This is a genomic window from Myroides sp. (genome assembly GCF_032073645.1).
In the GTDB taxonomy this organism is placed as follows: Bacteria; Bacteroidota; Bacteroidia; order Flavobacteriales; family Flavobacteriaceae; genus Flavobacterium; species Flavobacterium odoratimimum.
Genome location: NZ_DAMANB010000014.1, coordinates 1 through 25,084 on the forward strand (window position 1 = coordinate 1; position 25,084 = coordinate 25,084).

A 25,084-nucleotide genomic window follows, 5' to 3' on the forward strand; every position below is an offset into this window, starting at 1 on the left:
TCATAGCACAAAGATATTATTTTACACTTTCCTCCCCAACTTTTAACGTTGATCCAAAATATAGACTCCCTTTTTTATTATTATCTTCTTCGTAGAGCTATATAGCCTTCAGAAATAGCTTTTCTATATCCTTTTTTAATAGCTATTCTATTGATATTGTCTTTTGTATGAGAGAAAGGTAAAAAACTACTACACTTTTTTTGTACCTCTTTTTTGTTTATTGAATTGTTTTTCAATGCTATACGTTTTTTAGTGTTGATGTTTTGTTTCACATATACATTGTTCTACCCCTTGATAAGTCTGTGTTTTCCTTTATTCCCTCGACAATCCGTGGAGTATAGTCCATAAATAGTGGATTAGAGAATTAGTAGTCGACGAATACTTCTTGTATTGATAGAGTGTTGTTCTAGAAGTAAAAGTGTAGCTAGTGTTAGCATGAATATTAATCTGTCGAAAAGAATTATTTGTTAATTGTTATTTCGAAAGTTTATTGAGGTTTATACATGATAAATAGTGTAGATCCTTTTTTAAAAGCTATTTGATTAGTTAAATAGTTGTGTCTCTGTTTTTTATATCTTGTGATAAGAAAAATAGAGAGAAGATAACTAGAGAAAGGTTGAAGACAATTGTAATTAGCCTTGACAAACTAATAATATCACAACTAAACAGTATTAATCATGGCTGAGATAAAAGATGGAATATTAGGAGGTGTACATGGTACAGTGGGCACAGTAGTAGGATTTATGTGGAGAGGGCGTTATTTTATACGTTCTAAGCCTCGTAAGTCTCATAAACTAGCTACAGAGGCTCAAGTACTTCAACGAAGTAAACTAGGGGTAGTATCTAGCTTTGTGAGTAAGTTTAAAGACTTTATAAATGAGCATTACCCACAGGCTTTATTGAATAATAAAATGGCGACAGGAAAAGAGCAATTGATCTCTATGCTGATGAAAGAGGGAATCGTTAATGTAGAAGGTGAGCCATGTATTGATATCGCTAAGGTACTAGTGTCGATAGGACCATTGCCTCCTGCTGTAATTAAGAAAATAAACCAACTTAAGACTGGACGTATAAAGGTACAATGGGATAATAGTATCACAAATGTACTGACGAAGAACACGGATAGATTATCTATTATAGCCTATAGCGAATCGTTAGATTTAGTAGCAGAGATAAGTGCGATCGCAAAGAGGGAGGATAGGTATGTTCACTTTGATTTACCTAAGGAGTGGAAAGAAGGGAAGGTTCATTTCTGGAGTGTGTGGAAATCAGCAGATGATAGAGTAATCAGCACAAGTGCGTATCACGGGATAACACAGATAGGAGGGGATAGTGAGCAGCACACTGAGGAAGGAGAACTACAAGCAGGTAACAGGGAACAGGAGGTAGAGAATGAAGAGCTAGTAGCTGAGAAAAGAGAGGTGATAAAGCTAAGTGTGTCTACTAAAAGAGAAGATGTAAAAGAGAAAGAACCACTAGATATAGAACAGCATAAAGAGCCTGAGAAAGTTGGGCTAATAGAGAATACATCTAAGAAGAAGTGGGCTCCACCTGGCTTCTATGGAAGTGAGAAGAGCAGGGATAAAGAAGTAGTACCTCTAGGTGAAAACGCAGCTCGATCTGTATTAGAAGCGATGCCTCCATCGCAGGATTCTGATTAGGATTTTTTGTATCAATACTAATAGAAATATTATCTATTGTTGATAGATAATACACAGTAAATATTGTATAAATAAACTTATATAATGTTGGTGTTCTTACATTAAAATTAATAAATGTTGATTAGTTTTTATAGTATGCTACTCTATATGAAGTAGTTTATTTAGTTGTTTTTTTTGTGAAATGTTTCATTTATTGTAGTATATGTGATTTATTGTTTGAATTATGATATTAATGAAGTTTTAACTGTGTTAATTTTGGCAAAATGATATTCTTAAATTAATGTTGTATGAAACTTAAAAATTACTTAACGTTTGTAGTCTTTATGATACTAGGTGTAATGTATAGTCAGACAAGAAATATTGTTACAGGAAGTGTTAAAGATATTAATGGAGTTCCTTTAATAGGGGCTAGTGTCATCGTAGAAGGTACTAATCAAGGAACGATTACCGATGAGCAAGGTCTTTTTTCTATTAATATTATAGGGGGGGATACGCTAATAATTAGTTATGTATTCTATGAAACAAAATCAGTAAAGATTGATGCTAATTCAAAGTATGATATCGTATTACATCAATTAAATGAAACTTTAGAAGATATTGTAGTAGTTGCTTATGGTTCATCTACAAAAGAGTCTTTAACGGGATCTTTATCCTATGTAACTAGTTCAGATATTGAAAAACGCCCTAATACAAATGTATTAAATGCATTAGTAGGTGCTGCACCAGGCGTACGCATTAATAATAGTTCAGGTCAGCCAGGTTCTGAACCCTCAATAAGAATTAGAGGTTTTTCATCATTAACTAATAATGAACCATTAATAGTCCTTGATGGAATAGTATACGTAGGACCTGTTGGAAATATTAATCCGTTAGATGTAGAAAGTGTTACAGTTTTAAAAGACGCCTCTGCTACGACACTATATGGGAATCGTGCATCAAATGGAGTAATCTTGATAAACACAAAAAAAGCTTCTAAGGGACAAGGTTTTTTAGGCGTTGGTTTTAAACAAGGGCTTTTTTATCGTTCTCAATTAGAATATGATAAATTAGATCCAGATGGATTTATGGAGACAATGTGGAAAGGGTATCGCAATTCTTTAGTAAGCAACGGAAACTCTTTAGCTGATGCGAATAGACTTGCAACAAAAAATTTGATTCCAGATGTATTAGGAATGAATATTTATAACTTATCTAATGAGCAGTTGTTCGATTCTAATGGGCGTTTAATGTCCAACGCATCTGTTTTGCCTGGTTATAGGTCAGATTTGGACTGGTATAAACCTGTAGAAAGAGTAGGGACTTATCAAGATTTAAATTTGAATGCAAGGATTTCTAATGAAAATGGTGGAGCTTATTTTTCGACAGGTTTTTTAAATAACGAAGGATATTTTAAGGGTAGTGATTATAAAAGATTTACTACACGTATTAATGCTGATTACAATGTAAATGAATTTGTTAAGATAGGAACTAATGTATCAGGTTCACATCAAATAACTAATTCTAATGTTTTTAATCCAGTACATGTAGCTTCAAATATGGCTCCGATTTATCCAATCTATTTGCACAATCCTGATACTGGCGATTTTATTTATGATGAGTTAGGAGATAAGATTTTTGATTTAGGAGATAAGACACGTAAATCTCAAAGATTTAGGAATATGGTTTTAGAGAATAAGTTAGATGTTAATGAAAGTATTTCAACAACACTTAATTCACAGATTTATACTGATATTAATTTTTTAAATGATTTTACTTTTTCTATAAAAGGAAGTTTAGCTCTAGGCTATAATGATATAAGAAATTATAGAAATAGTGTAGGGGGAATCGGAAAGAGAACTAATGGGGAGTCGGGTAGAAATAGTAGTAGAAATAAAACCTATAGTTTTCAACAACTCCTTAATTGGAAAAAAGATTTTGGTAATCACAATTTTGATGTGATGTTAGGACATGAGAATTTTAATACAGACGCAGGTACTTTATATGGAGTTAAAAGTGACGAGACTTTTAAAGGGCTTATCGAATGGTCTAATTTTAATAAATTAGAAATAGCAAATGAGAGATTAACTAAATATAGAACAGAGGGATGTTTTTTTAGAGGAAAGTATAATTATAAAAATAAGTACTTTATAGAAGTGTAGGCTTCCCTAAAAATCGGACAGTTGTTAATTCGAAATTATTAACTTTAAACAAAACTGTCAAATATGAAAACAAGTAATTTTAGTGAGAGTCAAATAATTAAAGCTCTCAAAGAAAATGAACAAGGAAGATCAGTAAGTGAAATTTCTCGAGAATTAGGAATTGACAAGAGCACGTTTTACTATTGGAGAAAGAAGTATGGTGGAATGGAAAAACAAGAGCTGAAACGTTTAAAAGAACTTGAAGAAGAGAATCGCAAGCTCAAACAGATGTATGCTGATGTTAGTTTAGACAATAAAATGCTCAAAGATATTCTGTCAAAAAAGTTCTAAGCTCAGCAGATAAAATAGAAAGGGTAAAGTATCTGTTAGAGCAATATAAGTTATCCATTGTTCGTATTTGTTCATTAGTTGGACTATGCCGATCAATGTGGTATTACCAAAGTAAAAAAGATGATACAGAAGTCATTGATAAACTAAGTGAATTAGCAGAACAATACCCTACTCGTGGCTTTGATGAGTACTATCATAAGATACGCAGAGAAGGACTTATATGGAACAGAAAAAGAGTTCTACGCGTTTATCGCTTAATGAAACTAAGTCTAAGAAGAAAACATAAGAAACGTTTAATAACAAGAGTTAAACAGCCTTTAGAAACGCCAAAAGTGCTCAATGAGTGTTGGAGTATGGACTTTATGAGTGACTTACTTACAGATGGCAGAAAAGTAAGAGTTTTTAATGTATTAGACGACTGTAATAGAGAAGCAATAGCTATTGAAGCTGGATTAAGCTATCCTGCAAGAGCAGTAATAGAAACATTAGAAAACCTAAAACAAGAAATAGGTACTCCAAAGTACATTAGATGTGATAACGGTCCTGAATTTATCTCTAAAACCTTTGTAAATTGGTGTGAGAAGAATTTTATAGAAATTAAATATACCCAGCCTGGCAAACCAATGCAGAATGGATATATAGAACGTTTTAATCGATTTTTTAGAGAGGATATATTAGATGCTTTTTACTTCAATGATATCTACCAGTTACAAAGATTGGCTGATAAATGGAGAGAGGATTACAATTTTAACCATCCTCATAAAGCATTAGGAAATAAATCTCCTAAAGAATATAAGCCCAGATTTGATGAAGAATTTAAATTCTTCATCAAATCTGAACATAATAAGAATTATTTATCGAATTTAGAGGTGTCCTAAAATGGGGAAGCCTACATCATCTAATTCAGTAAAAGGATTTTCTAAAGTTACTTTACCATTTAAAACCTCTCCAGTTACAAGAACTTTTTTGTCCTTTATTCCAATAGGGTGTGTAAAGATTTCCACTTTTGTATGATCAGGTACTCCCTCTGCAATTACTTCAATTGTATTCTTTTTTTGGCATGAGATTAATATGGTCATTACCAAAAGTAATAGACTGATTTTTTTCATAATTGTATTGATATATGTTAGTTAAAGGATTAAAAGTACTAATTTGATAGATTGTAAGATTAGCGATGTTTGATTCTATTTAGCATTAATTGGTTTTATTTGATATTTGAAATATTTGTGTTGTTTCTTAGTTTACTCTTATTATTAATTAAATATGATGTTGGTATTTAGTTTTATTTACTTGTATTTAGTATTTCTAATGAATTATGTTATTTTTGTTTATAATATTAAATTATGAAAAACCTGTATTTATATCTATTATTACTGATTGGGATGCCTTGGGTATATGGGCAGGCTGTTCTGTCTAAGCCTAGTTTTGCTAGTTCTGCTTCTATCGTTTATCTCAATAGTAATCCCAGAATGTATTTAGAGGATTCTCAGGTGAGATTTTTTACTAGTTTTAGAGCTAAGCATACTTCTGCTAAGACTAATAGGTATGAAGAGAAATATGAGTTAGAAGAACTGATGTACAATAAATATCGTTTATTAAACAGGAATATTAAGTTTAATAACGGAGTAGCTGTGGATGTGTCTCCAGATAAGGGGTATGTAAGAGAGTACGATCAGGATTTAACCTTTTTACAGAACCTATTTCTTGATCTTCTTATCGGAATATTGCCCTAATTGTGTGTTAATATAATTACATTATGGGTAAAGTATGTTTTTATTTGTTGATTTTACTAGGAATACCCTGTATGTATGGATAGTCAGCCCTATCTACTATTCACTTTGCGAGTCCTGCATCTATAATATACTTAGAGGGAAGTCCTGAAGTTTATTTAATAAATGCAGATGTGAGGTTCTATGCGAATTTTAAGGTTAAACAGAAGTCATCTGTGAGGGATAGATACGAAGAGATGTATAGTGTAAGAAGATCTATGATGGATAAGGAGCTAGAGGAAGAAGAGAAGGTGTATGTGAGAGTTCCTGCTAAACGAGCATTCAATAAAGAGATGACAGGTTGGTTAGATAAAAAAGAAAGAGCAGATGTAGTTCGCAAAGGCTTTGAAAAAACTGTAGGTAGAGTATTAGCTAGGGTGATGGGAGGAAGATAAGATGGTATGTTGGTAGATAAAATAATTAGTTAGTATATGGACTCTGTAATAAAAAAATAAGCAAAGCGACTTCTGGTGTATCAGGAGTCGCTTTGCTTATTTATAAATATGTATTATCGTTTATAGTACGCTATAATACTCGCTTTTGCGATGGTGTTTGCCCATAAGTTAAAACCTACAATGGCAGGAGTAGTATTTCCATCTAGTCCTAGTTTATCCGTTTTAAGGGCATGTACTGTTATGATGTATTGGTGATATCCATGATCTACAGGAGGACATGGTCCACCAAAACCTTTTATTCCATAATCTGTAAGGCTCTGTATAGCACCTTTAGGTAATAGAGGAGAGTTGACTTTTCCTGCATCAGTTACTAGTTCGTTTATATTGCTAGGAATATCAAAGACTACCCAATGCCAAAAACCACTTCCCGTAGGTGCATCTGGATCATACATCGTGATGGCAAAGCTCTTGGTATCTTTAGGAGCATTGTGCCAAAATAACTGAGGAGATTGATTCTCTCCATCGCATCCAAAACCATTAAATTCGTGTTGTTTAGTTGTTTCTCCACCTAGATCTTTACTAGATAATGTAAAGGTGTTCTGTCCAAAAACACTAGTCGATAGTGTTAGTACTAGCCCGATTATAAAATTTGCAGCTTTCATTGTGTTATGATTAAATGTTTAGGGCAAATTTATAGTAAGGTCTATAGTAGGAGTTAGCGGGATTGGGTCAAAAAATGTTGCTAGAAGCTCATTGTTTTTGACTTTGTTTAGGTGTGATATTATACTTGGATTTATACGCTTGTATAAAGCTAGATACATTCTCATAACCTACCTTTAGATAGATTTCTGATGCAGTAGTTGTATGCTGTGTAAGTAGGGTATGTGCATATTCTAATCTTCTGTTTTGAAACCATCTGCTAGGAGAATCACCATAGTGTTTTTCAAATTCTCGTTTGAAAGTAGATACGCTCATATTGCACAGAAAGGCTAGCTCAGATAGAGTGAGCTTGTTTAAGATGTTCTTTTCTATTGTCTGTGTGAACTTTAAACTTTTATTATTGTTGTTAGTTATAAAGGATTGAAGAAATGCTGTTCCATTGACCTCAGTGAGGTATAGCATGATCTCTTCTAGTTTTATATTTAGTAATCTCTTTTGAATAGAAAGGGAGAGTTTAGCTATATCCATTAGACTTTCTACAAAGTGCTTACTGAAGTTATCGTAGTTAAAAGTATGGATAGAGTGAGTACTTTTATTTTCTACTAGTTCTATATTGTATTTAGAGATAAAGTTAAGTATCAATTCATTGTCAAAGAACAAGAGAATACTTCTGTAATTAGCAGTGTTAGATAGTTTTTCGGTCATTAAACAATGACCAGCTTTCATTAGGATGAATTTGGAGTTATCTAGTGCTTCAAAAGAGTTGTCAGACCATACTTCCTTTGTTCCTTCAACTAAAAAACTAAAAGTGTTTTGATTTAAAATTACTTGTTGTTTAGAGATCTCCTGTTTAGTATGATAATCAAATATAGTTATCTGTTCAGTGACGTCAGTGATGAAGTCGTTGGGAAGAAGGATGCTTTTCATACTATCAGTTTTAGGCTATGTAGGTCTTTTTATTTCACTATTATAAATAGGATTTAATAGGTAGGGTAAATGTAGTGAAATAAGCGAAGTGAAAAGAGGTTGAATAGTCAAGGAGAATGTAATTGTATTTATGAGGACTTTTTATTTAAGCAGTAGTGAGGAGATTGGTGTTACTTTATGAATATTGTAAGCAGAATTTTGATAAGGATGTGAGATGCTTTAACAATTTTTTGTTTGTTTTAAAGGAGATAAAGAGGTTGTTTTTTAAGATAAAATATTGTATTTTAGATAGTTGTTTTTAAGAGGAGATTGGTAATAAATTCTAAAGGAAATGTTTAAATTCCTTCTATACTCTTCTTTAAATGAAGAAATATAAATTATCTTTGCTCCTTTAATTAAATTAATCAAAATGACATTAAATCAGATTTTAACTCCGCAGATAGAGAAGGCGATTCAACAATTATACGGTGCTACTGTAGATAAAGTTGAGTATCAGGCGACAAGAAAAGAGTTTGAGGGTGATATTACTGTAGTTATCTTTCCTTTTCTAAGACAGATAAAAGGAAACCCAGTAGAAATCGGTACTAAGATAGGTGAGTACTTAGTAGAGCATACTTCTGTAATAGAACGGTTTAATGTAGTAAAAGGATTTTTAAATTTAGTCGTTTCAGATAGTTACTATATCGATTTCTTTAATGCTACACGCAAAGAAGAACACTTCGGATATGTGACACCTACACCTGGTGATAAGTCAGTGTTAGTAGAATATTCTTCTCCTAATACAAATAAACCTCTTCACTTAGGTCACGTTAGAAATAACTTATTAGGATATTCGGTAGCTGAGATATTAAAGGCTTCTGGTAAAAAAGTTTATAAAACACAGATCATTAACGATAGAGGTATCCATATCTGTAAGTCTATGTTGGCTTGGCAAAAGTATGGTAATGGAGAGACTCCTGAGTCTACTGGACTTAAGGGAGATAAATTAGTAGGAAACTACTATGTGAAGTTTGACGTGGAGTACAAGAGCCAAATCAAAGAATTAATGGCTCAAGGTATGTCTGAAGACGAAGCTAAGAAAGAAGCTCCAATCATTAAAGAAGCAAAACAGATGCTTGTAGATTGGGAACATAATAAACCTGAGGTTATTGAATTGTGGAAAACAATGAACCAATGGGTCTATGATGGTTTTGCGGTATCGTATAAAAACTTAGGAGTAGACTTCGATAAAGTATACTACGAGAGCAATACTTATTTATTAGGTAAAGATGAGGTAGAGAAAGGTCTAGAGCAGGGAGTATTCTTCAAAAAAGAGGATAACTCTGTATGGATAGACTTATCAGAGGAAGGATTAGACGAGAAGTTGGTACTTCGTGGAGACGGTACTTCTGTATATATGACACAGGATATCGGTACTGCTATACAGCGTGTGAATGATTTCGGCGATGTAGGTGGTATGGTGTATACTGTAGGTAACGAACAAGATTATCACTTTAAGGTTCTATTTTTAATACTTAAACGTCTTGGTTTTGACTGGGCTGAGAGTTTATATCATTTATCTTATGGAATGGTAGAGTTGCCATCAGGTAAGATGAAGAGTAGAGAGGGAACTGTAGTAGATGCAGATGAACTAATCCAAGAAATGACTGACACAGCTAAGTCTATCTCAGAAGAATTAGGTAAACTAGAAGGGTACTCTGAAGAAGAGCGTACTCAACTATTTACTACAATAGGCTTAGGTGCATTAAAATACTTTATCCTAAAAGTAGACCCTCGTAAAGGAATGATGTTTAACCCTAAAGAATCAGTTGATTTTGCAGGGAATACAGGGCCGTTTATTCAATATACATATGCTCGTATCCAATCTATCTTAAGAAAGGCAGACTTCGATTATACATCAGAAATAAAAGGAATCACATTAGATCCTAAAGAGAAAGAATTATTAAAGTTATTAGAGGAGTTCCCTGTAGTGATTCAGGATGCTGCTCGTACACATAGCCCTGCTCTTATAGCTAATTATGTATATGAATTAGTAAGAGAGTATAACTCTTTTTATCAAACGGTATCTATTCTAGGAGAAGAAGATGCTGTATTAAAAGCGTTTAGAGTACAATTGTCAGAAAAAGTAGGAATGGTGATTAAGGATGCGTTCTCATTATTGGGAATCGCTGTACCAGACCGAATGTAATCTTATATTTTTTTGTGAAAGTAGAGAAATCATACCTATACCAGTCACTTGCCATTATAGTAATGGCAAGTGGCTTTTTTTTATTCTTTAAAGGAAATTTGCCTAAAAAGTTATTTAGTGAAGAAGCTCTTCCTACGAGTAATATTGTAGTGGATAGTCTGATGTTAGAAGCACTAGAAGGCATAGAAAAAGAGAAGCTAGTAACTAAAGATAGTCTAAAGACTGAAAAAACAGGAATAGATGATGAGAATGTAATCATCGTTCCAGAAGATGTGTTTACTAGTGATGAAGAATCTAGTTCTTTTAAAGGAATGGCGTATCTGGAGAATTTCTTTGCTAAACTATATGCTCTAGAACAACAAAAAGGGGGACGTGTTCGTATCGCTTACTATGGAGATTCGATGACTGATGGAGACTTAATCGTGCAAGATCTGCGTAAGAATTATCAGAGTAAATATGGGGGTATGGGAGTAGGTTATGTGCCTATTATGTCTGAATCCGCACAGTCTAGATTATCTGTTATCCATAAGTATTCGAATAACTTCAAGATGCAGTCTTATCTAAACGTCAAAAAACCTCAGAAGCCTTTTGGGGTATCAGGACAGGTGTATTTCGTGAAAGATACAGTTAAATCTACTTGGGTGAGTTATACAGCAGGTAAGATGCAAAATATGACAATGCTTTATAATCCAACACTTTATTATGGAAGTTCTAATAATAAAAGAGGAGAAGTAGCAGTTATTATTAATAAGGATACTATTGTCAAGAAATTAAGTGTCAGTTCAGAATTAAATAAACTGAAGATAGCTGATGGTAATATTAAAGATGTTAAACTACTATTTAAACATGCTGATTCTATTCCAATATATGGTGTAGACTTTAGTGCAGGCGGTGGAGTGCAGGTTGATAACTTTTCTAGTAGAGGTAATTCAGGATTGCCACTATCGTTGTTTAAAGTGAGTTTAATGCAGAAGTATCAAAAGAATTTAGATTATAGTCTAATCGTATTACACTATGGTGCTAATGTTTTAAATTACGGATCTCTAGATTACTCATGGTATACGAAGAAGATGGGGGATGTAGTGAAACATTTAAAACAATGTTTTCCTAATGCTAGTATTCTAGTAATATCTACTGCGGATAAATCATCTAAAGTAGAAGGTGTGATGAAGACAGATGCTGCTGTAGAACCACTGATGAAGGCACAGAGAAAATATGCTATGGAAGCTCATGCTGGATTCTTTAACCTATACGAGGCTATGGGAGGAAATGGTTCTATGGTCAAATGGGTAGAAGAGGTACCTGCAAAAGCGAATAAAGATTATACACACTTTAATCATAGAGGAGCTTCTGATATCTCAGGTAAGATCTTCGCTAGATTAGAAGAGGGGTATACAGATTATAAAAAGAAACACGCAGGACAAGTGCCTGTTAAGAAAGTAGATTCTCTTCAGCAACCAGATAAAGAAACTGTTGTAAGAGAAGATAGTTCTAAACAAAAAATAGAAAATGAAAAGGAATAAAATTGCTGTTTTTGTTGTAGGTATTTTATTTCATATTGGTTCTTTTGCTCAGGTTAATTCACTTCTTACTAATGAGTTTAGTGATGAAGAGGTAGAAAATGTGAATGAAGAAGGAATAGGAAATAAGATCTATTACGCAGAACAATTAAAAACTTTCTTTGAGAAAGTTCAGAAGATGACTCGTTCTAAGGAAGGGAAGATAAACATTGTTCATATAGGTGATTCTCATATTCAAGCTGATTTTTTTAGTGGAAGAATGAGATCTTTACTTCAAGATAGATTTGGAAATGGAGGATTGGGATTTGCCTTTCCTTATAAATTAGCTAAGACTAATGGTAACTCTCTTGTTAGGTATTCTTCTAATGCAGAATGGAGTAGTTACAGAAACATATTTCCAGTAAAAGATGCACAAGTAGGATTAAGTGGAATAGCGCTGTCTACAAATAATAGTAATGCTGTCATAGAGCTTAGTGTACGTGATGCTTCATATGGTTTTTCTCGCATGAAAGTTTTTACACCTTCTAATAAAAAGGAGTTTAATGTAGGAACGGCTAGTCAAAAAGTTTTCTTAGAATCAACTGCCCCTAAGAAGATTTCTCATCAGATTAAAAGAGGAGAGTCTCTAGGAGCTATCGCTAATAAGTATAATACTACTATTACTGAGATTAAGAAAGCGAATAATATGAAGACGAATACCATTCATGCGGGTAAGAGGCTTAGTATTCCTACTAAGCAGAGGGAATCTGTAGTGGTGTCTAATAATATGTTTAATGAGCTATCAGGGGAGAAGAATGACGTATTCTATACCTTTGAGTTAGGAGAAGAGCTAGACCGTATCTATTTCTACTCTAATCAACAGGCTGAAGCGTATGACCTAAATGGTGTAGTATTAGAGAATGATAAACCTGGAATACTATATCATACAATAGGTGTGAATGGGGCGAGGTTCTCTGATTATACTAAATACGATTTGTTCTTTAAGCAACTTAGAGGATTAGAGCCAGACTTAGTAATTGTATCTATGGGAACTAATGAGTCCTTTGATAGAATGAGTGGAAGAGATTTTCAAGAGCAAGTCAATATGTTCTTAGCTAAGGTAAAGAAAGTAGCACCTCATGCAAGTGTGTTATTGACTACACCTCCACCATCTTATTTCTCTAAAGATAAGCCTAATACTGTAGCAGCAGAATTATCTAATGAATTAATCATTAATGGAATAGATGGGAAGTATGCTATCTGGGATTTATATTATAATCTAGGAGCAACGCTAGGTTTGCCTAGTTTAAGAGAGAACGGAATGCTATCAAAAGATCTTGTGCACTATACCGTGAAAGGGTATGAATATACAGGAGATTTATTCTATGAGGCTCTTATCGATGCTTATAACCAATTTGTCAAACAAAATAGTGCTTTTTAATTAAATGAGTCTATTTAATATTGAAATACCAAGTATAACTATTGATCAAGTAATCAATTGGTTTACTTTTAATCCTAAAGAGCCTTTGTTGTTTAACTCAGGTTTGTTTTTAGGGATATTTATTGTGTTTTACCTCTTCTATATCTTGATGAGAAAAACCTTCCACATTCGTTTATTGTATGTGACCTTATTCTCTCTATTCTTTTATTATAAGTCTAGTGGAATGTATTTTATTATCTTGATAGGATCCTCTTTAATGGATTACTATTTTGCTAATATTATTAATCATACCTTGAATGCAGCGAAGAAGAAACTACTCTTAACGATTAGTATTGTTGTAAACTTAGGGTTACTAGGTTACTTTAAGTACACAAACTTCTTTTTAGATGGAGTTAATTTCTTTGCGAATACGAAGTTGCATTTAGATGATATTATACTACCTGTAGGGATCTCTTTCTTTACGTTCCAATCTATTAGTTATATTATAGAGATTTATAGAAAAGAGATAGAGCCAACGAAGAACTTTTTAGATTATTTATTCTTTATTTCGTTCTTTCCACAGTTGGTTGCGGGGCCTATCGTTCGTGCAAAAGACTTCTTGCCACAGATATATAAGAATATTTATGTGTCTAGAGATTATGTGAATGAAGGGTTGTTATTAATCATCGGAGGGTTATTGAAGAAAGCAGTTATTTCTGATTATATCTCTATTAACTTCGTAGATCGTGTATTCGATGCTCCGAATAGTTATACAGCATTTGAAAATCTAATGGCATCTTATGGGTACGCTATTCAGATTTATTGTGACTTCTCAGGATATTCAGACATGGCTATTGGTATAGCATTGTTGATGGGATATAGATTGCCAGTTAACTTTGATGTACCTTATCAGTCTATGTCTATTACAGAATTCTGGAGAAGATGGCATATATCGCTTTCTACTTGGTTAAAAGATTTCTTGTACATATCAGTAGGAGGAAATAGAAAAGGAAGTTTCGGAGGATATTTCTTTCCAGGATTATTCTTTGCAGGTATCTTAGGATGGGGGATTTACTATATGAATGAAAGTATTATTCCATTAATTCTAGCTGTAGCATCTATTGTTGTTTTCGGCCTAACCTTCTTGTTAGCAAAAGACAAAAAGAAAAATATGTATACTAACTTTAACCTATTAACGACTATGTTATTAGGAGGGTTATGGCATGGAGCTAGTTTGCGTTTTATTGTGTGGGGAGCCTTACACGGTATTGCTTTAGCGATACATAAGATTATCATGGAGCTGTTTCCTAGAGCAAAAGGAGTTAAACCTCACTTATTATGGAGAATTTTCTCTATATTCTTAACCTTTAACTTTGTAACGTTTTGTTGGATATTCTTTAGAGCGACCTCTTTTGATACCGCATTAAATGTTATCAATAATATTGCAAGTATAGAGTTTGATTGGGAAGCTTGGACTACTATTGCTATGGGGTATAAAAATGCGTTTATGTTGATCGGTATTGGATTCGTATGGCATTATATACCTAAGTCATGGATGGCAGTGCCTCATCAGATGTTTAATGTTGCGCCAATGTTTGTAAAGGCAGTAGTACTTGGCTTTGTGTTTTGGATTGTTTATGCAACTGCTACAGCAGGACCACAACCATTTATTTATTTCCAATTCTAAAAGTATTTGATTTAAGATAAAAAAAGCCCGATTCTAATGAGTCGGGCTTTTTTGTATTATTATAATAAAGATTATTTCTGTCTTAAATCAGCACTGTGTTTAGGAGACAATAGAGGTTCTGCGAATTCTATTACTTTTTCTTCTTCTAATGCTCCTAAGATAGCATATACATTTCGATAGTCGGTTTTGCTAGGAATGTTAATCACGAAGTATTGCTCACTACACACTTCTATTTCTGTACCTGCATAAAGGATTTCATTGTATAGATCTTCTCTGTTATATTTTTCTTTTTGAACGATAACTTGCACAGTAGAGTTCCCTGAAGCAGTATCTACATATCGATACGTAAGTGTGTTTTCTGTTTCGTCAAATTCTGCATAGATAATATCATCACATGAAAAATCAGGTCCATAAAAAGGAATATTATCAACTTGGTATAACCCTTTTTCTTTATCTATGGTCTTTCCCCAAAAAGTCTCGACCGTATTTTCTTCTAAGACATCACTATAATATCTAACTAAGATTTGTTGATATTGCTCTTCCATTGTGTATTAATATTTGTTCTATTTGTTTTAATCATTGAATAGATACATTATATGTTTCTATTCGATGTCAAAGATAATGCAAACTGTAAAATATAATACCAAAACAGTTGTTTTTGTGCTTAGTTTCGCAATTTAAGTTTGAGTAGTTTAGTATTAGTTGTGATATATAAGGTCTTAAAGTCATCTGAGAATACACAATTAGTAGCTAATTCTGAGAAGTGTACACGAGCGGTTAGTTCAAGGTCTTTATTGAATATCCATAAACCATTAGGCCCTGCAGTAAATATATTGCCAAATCGATCTACTTCAATGCCTCTAGGTTTATCTTCTATTTCACTGATGAATGGTGTGTAATCAAATACTTTAGGTGTGTCTGATTGTATTTTGCTTTTATTTAAGTTATACTGATATAGATAGTCTTTCTTTTGGTCTGAATAGGTGATATAGAGAAGTTTATTATCAATAGATAAAGTTATTCCTTGTGGTGTTAAATCACTTTGAAAGAGCAATTCTAGTTTGTTTTTGTTTGTTATTCTATATAAACCGTAAGTAGTAGTTTTTTTCTGTTTTGATTTACTTTCTGTAAGAATTGTATCCGTAAAATAGATATTACCAGAGTTATCTTCTGTAAAGTGAGAAGGATTGATTAATTTGATTTTTTGAGGGTTATTGATCCAAGAGGTGAAGTTAAACTTTGGTTCTCTAATAATGGCACTCATTTTAGCTATTTTATCTTCTCCATAAAGGAAAAGAGTAATCTCTCCTTGGTTATTAAAGTGTAAAGCACTTGAGTTTAGGTCTCCATTCTTTGTGTTTTGACCTATAAAATCGATGGCTTCTAAGTAAGTTCTAGGCTCGTTATAATGTTCTTTCCAATAGTGTATTTTCTTATTGGGGAAGTCTGTAAAGAGCAATAAGTTTTCTGCTTGAATCCACAAAGGTGAATCAGCATATTGAAAACCTTTAGCGATTACTTCTATGTATGCGTTGTCATCAAATACTAATTGTGCTATAGGATTGATGATTTCAATTTTGCCTATACGTTTACCACTTTTAGTATTAGTGTTATTATGTTTAAGATTCTTATTCATAATGAGTTAATTGATAATTATAGAGATAAATATAGTAAAAAATGTAATATAAGGTCTTGTGATAATAAATTTAAATACAGTCTTTTTGCTGTATAGATATTATATCTTTTTCAAAATATAGATAAATACAAATTCTAAAGTATTGTTATATGAATAAGTGATTTCGTTTTTTAAAGAATACTTTGTGATAATTATAGGATAAAATCTGTTACATTTACTTAGATATAACTACTAATAAGAAAAAGAAAAGATATGAACTTGTTTAAAAAATTAGCAGGAGAATTCATTGATATCATTGAGTTCTTAGACCCAACTCAGAATACTATAGTACACCGTTTTGAGCGTTATCAAAACGAGATAAAGAATAATGCAAAGTTAGTTGTTCGCGAAGGACAAATGGCTGTGTTTATTAATGAGGGGCAGCTAGCAGATGTTTTTAGTCCTGGTACACATACCTTAAATACACAAAACTTACCTATCCTAGCAACTTTAAAAGGATGGAAATACGGATTTAATAGCCCATTTAAGGCAGAGGTTTATTTTGTAAGTACAAAGACTTTTATCGATCAACGTTGGGGAACTAAGAATCCAATTATTCTAAATGACAATCGTTTTGGAATGATAGAGGTGCGTTCTTTTGGTACGTATACATTTAAAATAGCAGATCCAGGTAAGTTTATTAAAGAAATAGTAGGTACATCAGGAACTTTTACAACAGATCAAATCAATGATCAGTTGAGAAGTGCTATTGTTACTCGTTTTACGGATTCTATTGGTGAAGCTAATTTACCTATTGAGACGTATGCTGCAAACTTAAATGAACTTTCTACTGCGATTTTCGCGTATATGAAAGACGATTTCGAAGTTTATGGTATGGATGTTACGAAGTTCTTAATTGAGAACGTATCGATGCCTGAAGAGATTAAGAAAGAGATCTTTGAGTTGAGTAGATTGAATCATGTTGATTTGAATAAGTTGATGCAGATGAAAGCAGCTAAAGCGATGGAGGCAGCAGCTAATAATCCATCAGGTGTTGCTGGAGCAGGAGTAGGTATGGGAGCAGGATTCGCTATGGCGAATCAGTTTGGACAAGCAATGGCGCAAGGACAAACTACTACACAGCAACAACAACCTGCGGCAAATACACCGCCACCAATACCTGGTACTATAGCTGTAAGTTATTTTGTGGCTGTGAACGGGCAACAAGCAGGGCCTTTTGATTTAGAAGGATTAAAGCAGATGGCAACTAATGGCCAATTGCAAAGAGATACTTTAGTATGGAAGAACGGAATGGGGAATTGGGAGAAAGCAGGCGACCAAAGCGATTTAAGTGCTGTATGGGCACAAACACCTCCACCATTACCAAATATGTAATACGATAAACAAAGGTGCTTCAGAGGCTTTAAATCTTCTTCAGCACCTTTTTTGTACAGGATTAGAATAAAGAGAAAGTTAATAGCTATTTAATTAGAATAAGAAGTGTCGTCAGGAGAAGAGATAAAATTAAATACATCAGAAGCTACACCATGTAGCTCATGTGGTGGGGCAATGACCTATAAGCCAAGTGCTCAAGCATTAGTATGTGAGTATTGTGGTACTGTAAAGGAAATAGAGCAGGGGACAAAAGATTTGAATGAGCATGATTTCGCCAGTTTTATGGAGAGTTATGAAAAAGAGAGCTTTAGTACTACGAAGGTTGTAGAATGCAGTAGTTGTCATGCTACTTCTACCGTAGATGAGAACCTGAAGTCGATGGCATGCCCTTATTGTGCAAATCCTTTAGTAGAACAAGATATACACGAAGAACGATATATTAAGCCGGAGTATGTATCTCCTTTTGCTGTAGATAGGAATCAAGTGTCAGGTATATTACAGAAGTGGATAAAAGATTTATGGTTTGCCCCTAATAAAATACAGAGAGGGATATTCTCTGCGGATAATCTAAGAGGAGTATATGTACCTTTTTGGACCTATGATATGCAAACTCATACTGATTATAGAGGGGAGCGTGGAGATGTCTATTATGTGACAGTAGGTAGTGGAGATAATAAAAGAAGAGAACGTAGAGTTTCGTGGTCAAGAGTAAGTGGTAGAGTCTCTAACTTCTATGATGATATCTTAGTGACAGGAAGTAAAACACTGAAGATGGATTTACTTAATTCTATCTCTACAGGTTGGGATCCTAAAGGCGTACAAAAGATAAAACCAGATTATTTAAGTGGGTTTATTACAGAGAAATACCAAGTAGATTTAAAAGAAGGATATGATAAGGCCAGAGATATCGTCTATCAATATGAAAGAGAAAGTGTAAGAAGAAATATAGGGGGAGATGAACAGCGTATACATAATATGAATACAGATCTGTCCGATATTACTTTTAAGCATATTCTTTTGCCTTTATATGTAAGTTCTTTTTCTTATGGCAATAAGCAGTATACTTTTTATGTCAATGGAGTAACGGGTAGAATCACAGGTGAACGACCTTATAGTACATGGAAGATTGCTTTTGCATGCTTTATTGGTTTACTCATACTTATCTTTCTTGTTTATTTATTTAAAGATGCATAGGTATGAACGCAAAACAGCGGAACCGATGATGAAGCCTGATAAAGCAAGAGTTTTTAGATATACTTCTTATGAATTTGTAAAGAAGAAATAAAATAACAAAGCCTCCTAATGGGAGGCTTTGTTATCTTTTAAAAGTATATTTTATGGTTTGTGTGCCTTTAGGGTAATCTAAACTAAGAGTTATTTCTTCTTTATTTACTTTTTCTACTAAATGCATTTTATAATGGTAGAAATTTGAAATTTCTATTTTTTTAAATGTACTTGTAGATTGTGAAGGAACCATGACAAGTAAATCTCGTTCAACTACTTTGTAACTTAGTTTGTCTGTTGTTTCATTACAATTTCCTGCTTGATTTGTAGAAGATATTTTTCGATTAACTTCTTCTTTGTTAAAAGTCCATTTTTCAGTTGAACATTTTTTTTTCTTTGTGTAATCAATACTTAGAATAACTTTTCCTTTATTATCAAGAAATTCCTTTTTTTCGATTGTCCATTCTTTTATAATTTCCTCTTTAAAATTAGCTACTTCGTAAGGGACATTATCATCGCTAGAACATGCTGTAAAATTATAACTTGTAATAGCTATAATTATAAGTACTACAATTTTTTTCATAATAGTTTCTTTAGTTGGTTAAGAGACTAAAGGTATAGTAAAGCATATTTTTTTAAATATACAATTCAAATTGTTTAACTCAAATTATGTATTAAATCAAAGAGTGTAATGTTTTTTAAATTTATTATATACTAAAGAAGGGCTGTCTATTTAAGACAGCCCTTCTTGTTATTTATAAGCCATTTGATTATTTAGCGTTGTTTTCTTCAATCCACTTGCGTGCATTAACGAATGCTTCCATCCAAGGAGAAACTTCATCTTTTCTTCCTTCTGGATAGTTAGCCCAGTGCCATTGGAATAATGAACGCTCGATATGAGGCATCATTACTAAATGGCGTCCTGTAGTATCACACATCATCGCTGTGTTAAAGTCAGAACCATTAGGGTTAGCAGGGTAAGCATCATAAGCGTACTTCGCTACGATATTGTATTGATCTTCTGTCTCAGGTAAGTTGAATTTACCTTCACCGTGAGAGATCCACACTCCTAATGTACTTCCAGCTAAAGTAGAAAGCATGATAGAGTTGTTTTCTTGGATTGTTACAGATGTAAAGTTACTCTCGTGTTTTTGAGAGTCATTGTGTTGCATCTTACCATGTACTTTGTGTTCAGGGTTGATTAATTCTAACTCCATAAACAACTGACATCCATTACAGATACCTACAGATAAAGTATCTTGACGAGCAAAGAAGTTTTTCAGTGCTGTATTCGCTTTCTCGTTGTACATAAATGCACCAGCCCATCCTTTAGCGGATCCTAATACGTCAGAGTTAGAGAATCCACCTACAGCTCCGATAAATTGGATGTCTTCTAATGTTTCTCTTCCTGAGATAAGGTCAGTCATGTGAACGTCTTTTACATCAAAACCAGCTAAGAACATAGCATTAGCAACCTCTCTTTCAGAGTTACTACCTTTCTCACGGATAATAGCCGCTTTAGGTCTTGGTTTAGAAGCGTCAACTACAGGTTTTTTACCGTCAAACTGAGCAGGGAAGCTGAAGTTTAAAGGCTGTACTTTATAGTTGTTATAACGATCTGTTGCTTTGTTGTTTTTCGTTTGTTTTTGGTCTAATAAGTAAGACGTTTTAGCCCAAGTATCTCTGATAGCAGGCACGCTAAATGTAAAGTGATCTGCGCCATTAGTGAATGATACTTGTTCATCTGTAGTTACAGTACCTATCTTAGTAGCGATAACACCTTTAGTAGCTAAAGCTTGTTCTAAAGTAGCATCGTCTTTTGCTTGAACGATAAGTGCGATGTTCTCGTTGAATAACGCTTTTACAGTATCTTTTTCGTTAAGAGCATTTAAGTCATACTTAGCTCCTAAGTTTACATCTGCAAACGTCATTTCTAAAAGAGAAGTAACTAAACCTCCACTTCCGATATCGTGTCCAGCAGCGATTTGCTCATTCGCTACTAATTCTTGAATAGCATTAAATGCATTCTTAAAGTAAGTAGCATCAGTGATAGTAGGAACTTCTTGACCGATTTTGTTTAATACTTGTGCAAAAGAAGAACCTCCTAATTTGAAGCTATCTTTAGACAAGTTGATATAGTAAATAGAACCAGCATTTTTCTTTAAAGTAGGTTCTACTATTTTCGTAATATCAGTACAGTTAGCCGCTGCAGAGATAATAACCGTACCAGGAGCGATTACTTCATCATTTGGGTACTTCTGCTTCATCGATAAAGAATCTTTCCCTGTAGGGATATTGATTCCTAATTCGATAGCGAAGTCTGAACAAGCTTTTACGGCTTTGTATAGACGAGCATCTTCTCCAGCATTGTTACATGCCCACATCCAGTTAGCAGATAAAGAAACGTTCTTGATACCTTCTTTTAGCGGAGCCCAAACGATATTAGATAAAGCCTCTGCGATAGCGTTTCTACTACCTGCAGCAGGATCTATGATTGCTACGATAGGAGCGTGTCCTACAGTAGTAGCGATACCTTCTTTACCTTTGTAGTCAAGTGCCATAGCACCTAAATTGTTTAATGGCAATTGTAATGGACCAGTACATTGTTGTTTAGCCACACGACCACCAACACAACGGTCTACTTTATTTGTTAACCAATCTTTAGAAGCTACAGCCTCTAATTGTAATAATTGGTTTAAGTATTCTTCTACTTTGTTTACAGAGTAATCTAAATCAGCATATACACGGTTGATAGTTTTATCATCCATGATTGTTTTAGGAGAACTACCGAACATATCTTCGATAGCGAAGTCCATTGGTTTATCACCTTTAGTTTTAGACTCTATCGTAAAGCGGTGATCATTTGTAATCTCACCTACAGTGTACATCGGAGCACGTTCTCTCTCAGCAATCTTCGCTAAAGTATCGATGTCTTTTTGACCAATAACTAATCCCATTCTTTCTTGAGACTCATTACCAATAATTTCTTTAGCAGATAGAGTAGGGTCACCTACTGGTAAAGCATCTAAGTTGATGTTTCCACCTGTTTCTTCTACTAACTCAGAAAGACAGTTTAAGTGTCCACCCGCACCGTGATCGTGAATAGATACGATAGGGTTGTGTTCAGCTTCTACCATCGCACGGATAGCATTAGCAGCACGTTTTTGCATCTCAGGGTTAGAACGTTGGATGGCATTTAACTCAATACCTGAACCAAAAGCACCTGTATTAGCAGAAGATACTGCTGCACCTCCCATACCGATTCTGTAGTTCTCACCACCTAAGATTACCACTTGGTCACCTTCAGATGGCTTGTGTTTTAATGCTTGGTCAAGTTTACCATATCCAATACCTCCAGCTTGCATAATCACCTTGTCAAATCCAAGTTTACGAGCGTCTTCTTCATGTTCGAATGTAAGGATAGAACCTGTGATTAATGGTTGTCCAAATTTGTTACCAAAGTCAGAAGCACCATTAGAAGCTTTGATTAAGATATCAATAGGAGTTTGGTATAACCACGCTCTTTCGTCCATCGCTTGTTCCCAAGGGCGGTTTTCTTCTAAGCGAGAGTATGATGTCATATAGATAGCAGTACCTGCTAATGGCAATGAACCTTGTCCACCAGCTAAACGGTCGCGAATCTCTCCTCCTGATCCAGTAGCAGCACCGTTAAAAGGCTCTACTGTAGTAGGGAAGTTATGCGTTTCTGCTTTTAATGAGATCACAGAGTCAAACTCAGTCTCTGCGTAGAAGTCAGGCTTGTCTGCTGATTTAGGAGCAAACTGGGTTACCTTAGGACCTTTTATGAAAGCAACGTTATCTTTATAAGCCGAAACAATATCATTAGGATTTGTCTCAGATGTTTTTCTAATTAATTTGAATAGGGAAGTAGGTTGTTCTTCTCCATCAATGATGAATGTACCATTAAATATCTTGTGACGACAGTGCTCAGAGTTAACTTGAGAGAATCCGAATACTTCAGAGTCAGTTAACTTACGTCCAAGTTTAGTAGATAATTCATTTAGGTAAGTAATTTCTTCTTCATTTAAAGCTAAACCTTCTTGTGCATTGTATTTAGCGATGTCTTCAATGTAGTTAATTGCTTCAGGAGCAATGTTGATAGTAAAGATGTCTTGGTGAAGTGCATCAAACTCTTGTAGTAACATAGGGTCAAATGCGTCACTGTCTTCAGCTTTTACAAACTCTTCAATACGGATAATTCCATTGATCCCCATATTTTGAGTAATCTCTACTGCATTCGTACTCCATGGAGTAACCATCGTAGCGCGTGGACCGACAAATTTAGCATTGATTGTTTTCTCGTTAATGTGCTTGGCATTGCCAAATAACCAATTTAACTTTTGGATATCTTCATTAGATAAGTTGTTCTCCACTTGTACAGTGTAGAACTTTCTCGAAGGGTTTTCGAAGAAATGAATCATTACGTTAAGAATATTTAGTTGTTGTTGTAATGCACAAAAATAGACTAAAAAAACAAGATTTTAAAACTTAATATTTTACTCTTAATTTTTAATTCAATAAACTCATTTTAACAAAGAAAGATTATAGACAACTCTATAATCTTTCTTTGTTATGATTTGATATCATTTCTTAACATCCATAGTTTTACATATCTAAGGAAGGTTGCGTAACTGTTTAAAACAGATAATATTAATCCTGGTACACCATCTCTAAATCCTTGTTGAATAAAATAGTGTTTTAAGAATCTAAACGCTGGTTTAAGAATAAAATGATATAGAGTTAATTTACCTGTTCGTTTATTATAATCCTCTGCTTGTAGAGTTGCATATTGATTAAGTTTTTGAATATGAATGTCAAATCCTCTATATGTATTATGATATAGTTTATTTTTTAAAAAGCCTATAGTGCCATCTACGACTAAGTTCTCATGAACATAGTTTTTATATGAACATTTGTGCTTATTAAATAGACGGATAACTTTGTCTTTCTGATATCCAGAATAATGTATAAGTTGATTAAAGAAGTAGTTCGATCTATATACCCAATAAGCTTCGTGATTATTTATGTTATCGTTATTTATCAGGACTTGTATCTCTTGTTTAAGGTCTTCTGTTAATTGTTCATCTGCATCTAATAATAATATCCAATCATTTTTAGCATGAGGTATAGCATAATTCTTTTGATTCGAGAAGTTGTCAAATTTGCGTTGTATAACTTTTGCCCCTAAGCCTTCAGCAATGCTTACAGTATTATCTTGACTATAAGAATCTATAACTATAATTTCACTTACAATGTCTTTAGCAGATAAAATACACTGTTTAATCTTGTCTTCTTCATTTTTAGTCGGGATTAAAAGAGTCAATTTATTGATCATTGTAATAATTTAAATGATGAATGTATTTAGTAATAGTAACAGAATAAAAGCTGCTTTATTGCTTATGCAAGTTAATTAATTTAGTATATTTCATAAAAGAAAAGAAAGATTGAATTAGAGCAAATGCAAGACCATCTATTCCATTAAAAATTCCTTTTTTAAAGAAATAACATCTAATGAAGGCTACAATACCGTTTAAAATAGGTTTAAACGAAGAAACTTTTTTGCCTTCATCAAAAAGTTGTTGAGCAGCCCAAGTAGAGTATTGATTTTTTTTGTCTATAACTTGTTTATAAGAGCTCCATCCATAGTGTAAAATATGGACGTTGATGCTCTTTTCATTTGTTGCTATAATATGTTGGTGAGCCATATGATCTGAAGGATAGGCTGTTTTTTTATTAAAAAAGCGAATCTTTGAATCAGGATACCACCCAGAGAAGTTAATTAACTTATTTCCTAAAAAGTTTTTGACTCTGAATTTATAAGCATCATAAGTATTATTCTCATAAGATTTTTTCGAAATGAAAGTTAATGCATCTTGATCCAAAAATTCATCAGCATCTAAGTTCATAATCCAATCGTTTTTACAATATTGTAATCCATAAGTTCGCTGGGGACCGTCGCCTAGGTATGCTTGAGAATAAACTTTAGCTCCTTTATTTTTAGCTATTTCCACTGTTTTATCTGTACTATTTGAATCTATAATGATTACTTCTTCACAATATTGAAATAATGAATCCAAACATTTTCCAATGTTTTTTTCTTCGTTAAATGTTATTACAAGTCCACTAATTGCCATGATCTATTTGTTCTCTAAAGA

The 25,084-nt window shown here is 33.5% G+C and carries 21 protein-coding genes; 12 read left to right on the forward strand and 9 right to left on the reverse strand.

Translation table 11 applies throughout. From position 1 onward, the window contains the following. The first annotated feature begins 677 nt into the window (after positions 1-677). The 4 genes from RT228_RS11105 (at position 678) to RT228_RS11120 (ending at position 5,007) form a co-directional block, all read left to right on the forward strand. Entirely contained in the window at positions 678-1,661 is a 984-nt protein-coding gene (locus RT228_RS11105; protein WP_071306873.1) for a DUF6266 family protein, read from the forward strand. A 287-nt stretch (positions 1,662-1,948) separates the two neighbouring features. After that, positions 1,949-3,799: a SusC/RagA family TonB-linked outer membrane protein gene (locus RT228_RS11110; protein ID WP_006261796.1), complete on the forward strand. Its 1,851-nt coding sequence runs from the start codon at positions 1,949-1,951 to the stop codon at positions 3,797-3,799. A gap of 63 nt (positions 3,800-3,862) precedes the next feature. Next, a complete protein-coding gene (locus RT228_RS11115) occupies positions 3,863-4,129 on the forward strand; it encodes a transposase (protein WP_006261795.1) in 267 nt (88 codons plus the stop codon). A 32-nt stretch (positions 4,130-4,161) separates the two neighbouring features. Continuing rightward, positions 4,162-5,007: an IS3 family transposase gene (locus RT228_RS11120; protein WP_230456762.1), complete on the forward strand. Its 846-nt coding sequence runs from the start codon at positions 4,162-4,164 to the stop codon at positions 5,005-5,007. On the opposite strand, the gene RT228_RS11125 is transcribed toward RT228_RS11120, so the two are convergent. Further along, positions 4,993-5,238, reverse strand: coding sequence for a hypothetical protein (locus RT228_RS11125; protein WP_286418791.1), 246 nt, complete (start codon positions 5,236-5,238; stop codon positions 4,993-4,995). The genes RT228_RS11120 and RT228_RS11125 overlap by 15 nt on opposite strands. A 234-nt stretch (positions 5,239-5,472) precedes the next feature. Here RT228_RS11125 and RT228_RS11130 point away from each other — a divergent pair, with 234 nt between their 5' ends. Next, positions 5,473-5,862 carry a hypothetical protein gene (locus RT228_RS11130; RefSeq protein WP_006261792.1) on the forward strand — a complete coding sequence of 130 codons (390 nt, stop codon included), beginning with the start codon at positions 5,473-5,475 and terminating at the stop codon, positions 5,860-5,862. Between the two features lie 212 nt (positions 5,863-6,074). Then, entirely contained in the window at positions 6,075-6,293 is a 219-nt protein-coding gene (locus RT228_RS11135) for a hypothetical protein (protein WP_230456745.1), read from the forward strand. Positions 6,294-6,406: 113 nt separating this feature from the next. On the opposite strand, the gene RT228_RS11140 is transcribed toward RT228_RS11135, so the two are convergent. Next, on the reverse strand, positions 6,407-6,955 hold the full coding sequence (locus RT228_RS11140; RefSeq protein WP_006261791.1) for a YbhB/YbcL family Raf kinase inhibitor-like protein: 549 nt from the start codon (positions 6,953-6,955) through the stop codon (positions 6,407-6,409). A gap of 88 nt (positions 6,956-7,043) precedes the next feature. Then, a complete protein-coding gene (locus RT228_RS11145) occupies positions 7,044-7,880 on the reverse strand; it encodes a helix-turn-helix domain-containing protein (protein WP_006258662.1) in 837 nt (278 codons plus the stop codon). Between the two features lie 409 nt (positions 7,881-8,289). On the opposite strand from RT228_RS11145, the gene argS reads away from it, so the two are divergent. The 4 genes from argS to RT228_RS11165 all read left to right on the forward strand — a co-directional run bounded on the left by argS (position 8,290) and on the right by RT228_RS11165 (position 14,674). Further along, positions 8,290-10,068 (forward strand): arginine--tRNA ligase, encoded by a 1,779-nt coding sequence (gene argS / locus RT228_RS11150; protein WP_006258661.1) that lies wholly within the window; start codon positions 8,290-8,292, stop codon positions 10,066-10,068. 62 nt (positions 10,069-10,130) lie between these two features. Further along, entirely contained in the window at positions 10,131-11,591 is a 1,461-nt protein-coding gene (locus RT228_RS11155; RefSeq protein WP_006261790.1) for a membrane protein, read from the forward strand. Further along, positions 11,578-13,008 carry a LysM peptidoglycan-binding domain-containing protein gene (locus RT228_RS11160; protein ID WP_006261789.1) on the forward strand — a complete coding sequence of 477 codons (1,431 nt, stop codon included), beginning with the start codon at positions 11,578-11,580 and terminating at the stop codon, positions 13,006-13,008. The genes RT228_RS11155 and RT228_RS11160 overlap by 14 nt, the downstream gene beginning before the upstream one ends. A 4-nt stretch (positions 13,009-13,012) precedes the next feature. After that, complete coding sequence (locus RT228_RS11165) at positions 13,013-14,674, forward strand: MBOAT family O-acyltransferase (RefSeq protein WP_006261788.1); 1,662 nt, start codon at positions 13,013-13,015, stop codon at positions 14,672-14,674. Between the two features lie 71 nt (positions 14,675-14,745). Here RT228_RS11165 and RT228_RS11170 read toward each other — a convergent pair whose 3' ends face one another. Both RT228_RS11170 and RT228_RS11175 read right to left on the reverse strand, forming a co-directional pair. After that, positions 14,746-15,219, reverse strand: coding sequence for a DUF4265 domain-containing protein (locus tag RT228_RS11170; protein ID WP_006258657.1), 474 nt, complete (start codon positions 15,217-15,219; stop codon positions 14,746-14,748). A gap of 119 nt (positions 15,220-15,338) precedes the next feature. Further along, complete coding sequence (locus RT228_RS11175; RefSeq protein ID WP_006261787.1) at positions 15,339-16,310, reverse strand: SMP-30/gluconolactonase/LRE family protein; 972 nt, start codon at positions 16,308-16,310, stop codon at positions 15,339-15,341. Between the two features lie 252 nt (positions 16,311-16,562). Here RT228_RS11175 and RT228_RS11180 point away from each other — a divergent pair, with 252 nt between their 5' ends. Continuing rightward, positions 16,563-17,684 (forward strand): SPFH domain-containing protein, encoded by a 1,122-nt coding sequence (locus RT228_RS11180; protein ID WP_006261786.1) that lies wholly within the window; start codon positions 16,563-16,565, stop codon positions 17,682-17,684. A gap of 105 nt (positions 17,685-17,789) precedes the next feature. Next, complete coding sequence (locus RT228_RS11185) at positions 17,790-18,878, forward strand: hypothetical protein (RefSeq protein WP_006261785.1); 1,089 nt, start codon at positions 17,790-17,792, stop codon at positions 18,876-18,878. 121 nt (positions 18,879-18,999) lie between these two features. Here the strand turns inward: RT228_RS11185 and RT228_RS11190 are convergent, their stop codons facing one another. The 4 genes from RT228_RS11190 to RT228_RS11205 all read right to left on the reverse strand — a co-directional run bounded on the left by RT228_RS11190 (position 19,000) and on the right by RT228_RS11205 (position 25,063). Beyond that, positions 19,000-19,491, reverse strand: a complete 492-nt coding sequence (locus RT228_RS11190) for a hypothetical protein (RefSeq protein ID WP_006258652.1) — start codon at positions 19,489-19,491, stop codon at positions 19,000-19,002. A 187-nt stretch (positions 19,492-19,678) separates the two neighbouring features. After that, on the reverse strand, positions 19,679-23,350 hold the full coding sequence (gene purL / locus RT228_RS11195) for a phosphoribosylformylglycinamidine synthase (RefSeq protein ID WP_006261784.1): 3,672 nt from the start codon (positions 23,348-23,350) through the stop codon (positions 19,679-19,681). A 149-nt stretch (positions 23,351-23,499) separates the two neighbouring features. After that, complete coding sequence (locus tag RT228_RS11200; RefSeq protein ID WP_006258650.1) at positions 23,500-24,264, reverse strand: glycosyltransferase family 2 protein; 765 nt, start codon at positions 24,262-24,264, stop codon at positions 23,500-23,502. A gap of 55 nt (positions 24,265-24,319) precedes the next feature. Continuing rightward, positions 24,320-25,063 (reverse strand): glycosyltransferase family 2 protein, encoded by a 744-nt coding sequence (locus RT228_RS11205; protein WP_006258649.1) that lies wholly within the window; start codon positions 25,061-25,063, stop codon positions 24,320-24,322. Positions 25,064-25,084 lie beyond the last annotated feature (21 nt).

Bases quoted from the DNA above. Each gene is read 5' to 3' on its own strand.
- RT228_RS11105 (WP_071306873.1), top strand. From the start codon at position 678: ATGGCTGAGATAAAAGATGGAATATTAGGAGGTGTACATGGTACAGTG.
- RT228_RS11110 (WP_006261796.1), top strand. From the start codon at position 1,949: ATGAAACTTAAAAATTACTTAACGTTTGTAGTCTTTATGATACTAGGT.
- RT228_RS11115 (WP_006261795.1), top strand. From the start codon at position 3,863: ATGAAAACAAGTAATTTTAGTGAGAGTCAAATAATTAAAGCTCTCAAA.
- RT228_RS11125 (WP_286418791.1), bottom strand. From the start codon at position 5,238: ATGAAAAAAATCAGTCTATTACTTTTGGTAATGACCATATTAATCTCA.
- RT228_RS11130 (WP_006261792.1), top strand. From the start codon at position 5,473: ATGAAAAACCTGTATTTATATCTATTATTACTGATTGGGATGCCTTGG.
- RT228_RS11140 (WP_006261791.1), bottom strand. From the start codon at position 6,955: ATGAAAGCTGCAAATTTTATAATCGGGCTAGTACTAACACTATCGACT.
- RT228_RS11145 (WP_006258662.1), bottom strand. From the start codon at position 7,880: ATGAAAAGCATCCTTCTTCCCAACGACTTCATCACTGACGTCACTGAA.
- argS (WP_006258661.1), top strand. From the start codon at position 8,290: ATGACATTAAATCAGATTTTAACTCCGCAGATAGAGAAGGCGATTCAA.
- RT228_RS11155 (WP_006261790.1), top strand. From the start codon at position 10,131: ATGGCAAGTGGCTTTTTTTTATTCTTTAAAGGAAATTTGCCTAAAAAG.
- RT228_RS11160 (WP_006261789.1), top strand. From the start codon at position 11,578: ATGAAAAGGAATAAAATTGCTGTTTTTGTTGTAGGTATTTTATTTCAT.
- RT228_RS11165 (WP_006261788.1), top strand. From the start codon at position 13,013: ATGAGTCTATTTAATATTGAAATACCAAGTATAACTATTGATCAAGTA.
- RT228_RS11170 (WP_006258657.1), bottom strand. From the start codon at position 15,219: ATGGAAGAGCAATATCAACAAATCTTAGTTAGATATTATAGTGATGTC.
- RT228_RS11175 (WP_006261787.1), bottom strand. From the start codon at position 16,310: ATGAATAAGAATCTTAAACATAATAACACTAATACTAAAAGTGGTAAA.
- RT228_RS11180 (WP_006261786.1), top strand. From the start codon at position 16,563: ATGAACTTGTTTAAAAAATTAGCAGGAGAATTCATTGATATCATTGAG.
- RT228_RS11190 (WP_006258652.1), bottom strand. From the start codon at position 19,491: ATGAAAAAAATTGTAGTACTTATAATTATAGCTATTACAAGTTATAAT.
- purL (WP_006261784.1), bottom strand. From the start codon at position 23,350: ATGATTCATTTCTTCGAAAACCCTTCGAGAAAGTTCTACACTGTACAA.
- RT228_RS11200 (WP_006258650.1), bottom strand. From the start codon at position 24,264: ATGATCAATAAATTGACTCTTTTAATCCCGACTAAAAATGAAGAAGAC.
- RT228_RS11205 (WP_006258649.1), bottom strand. From the start codon at position 25,063: ATGGCAATTAGTGGACTTGTAATAACATTTAACGAAGAAAAAAACATT.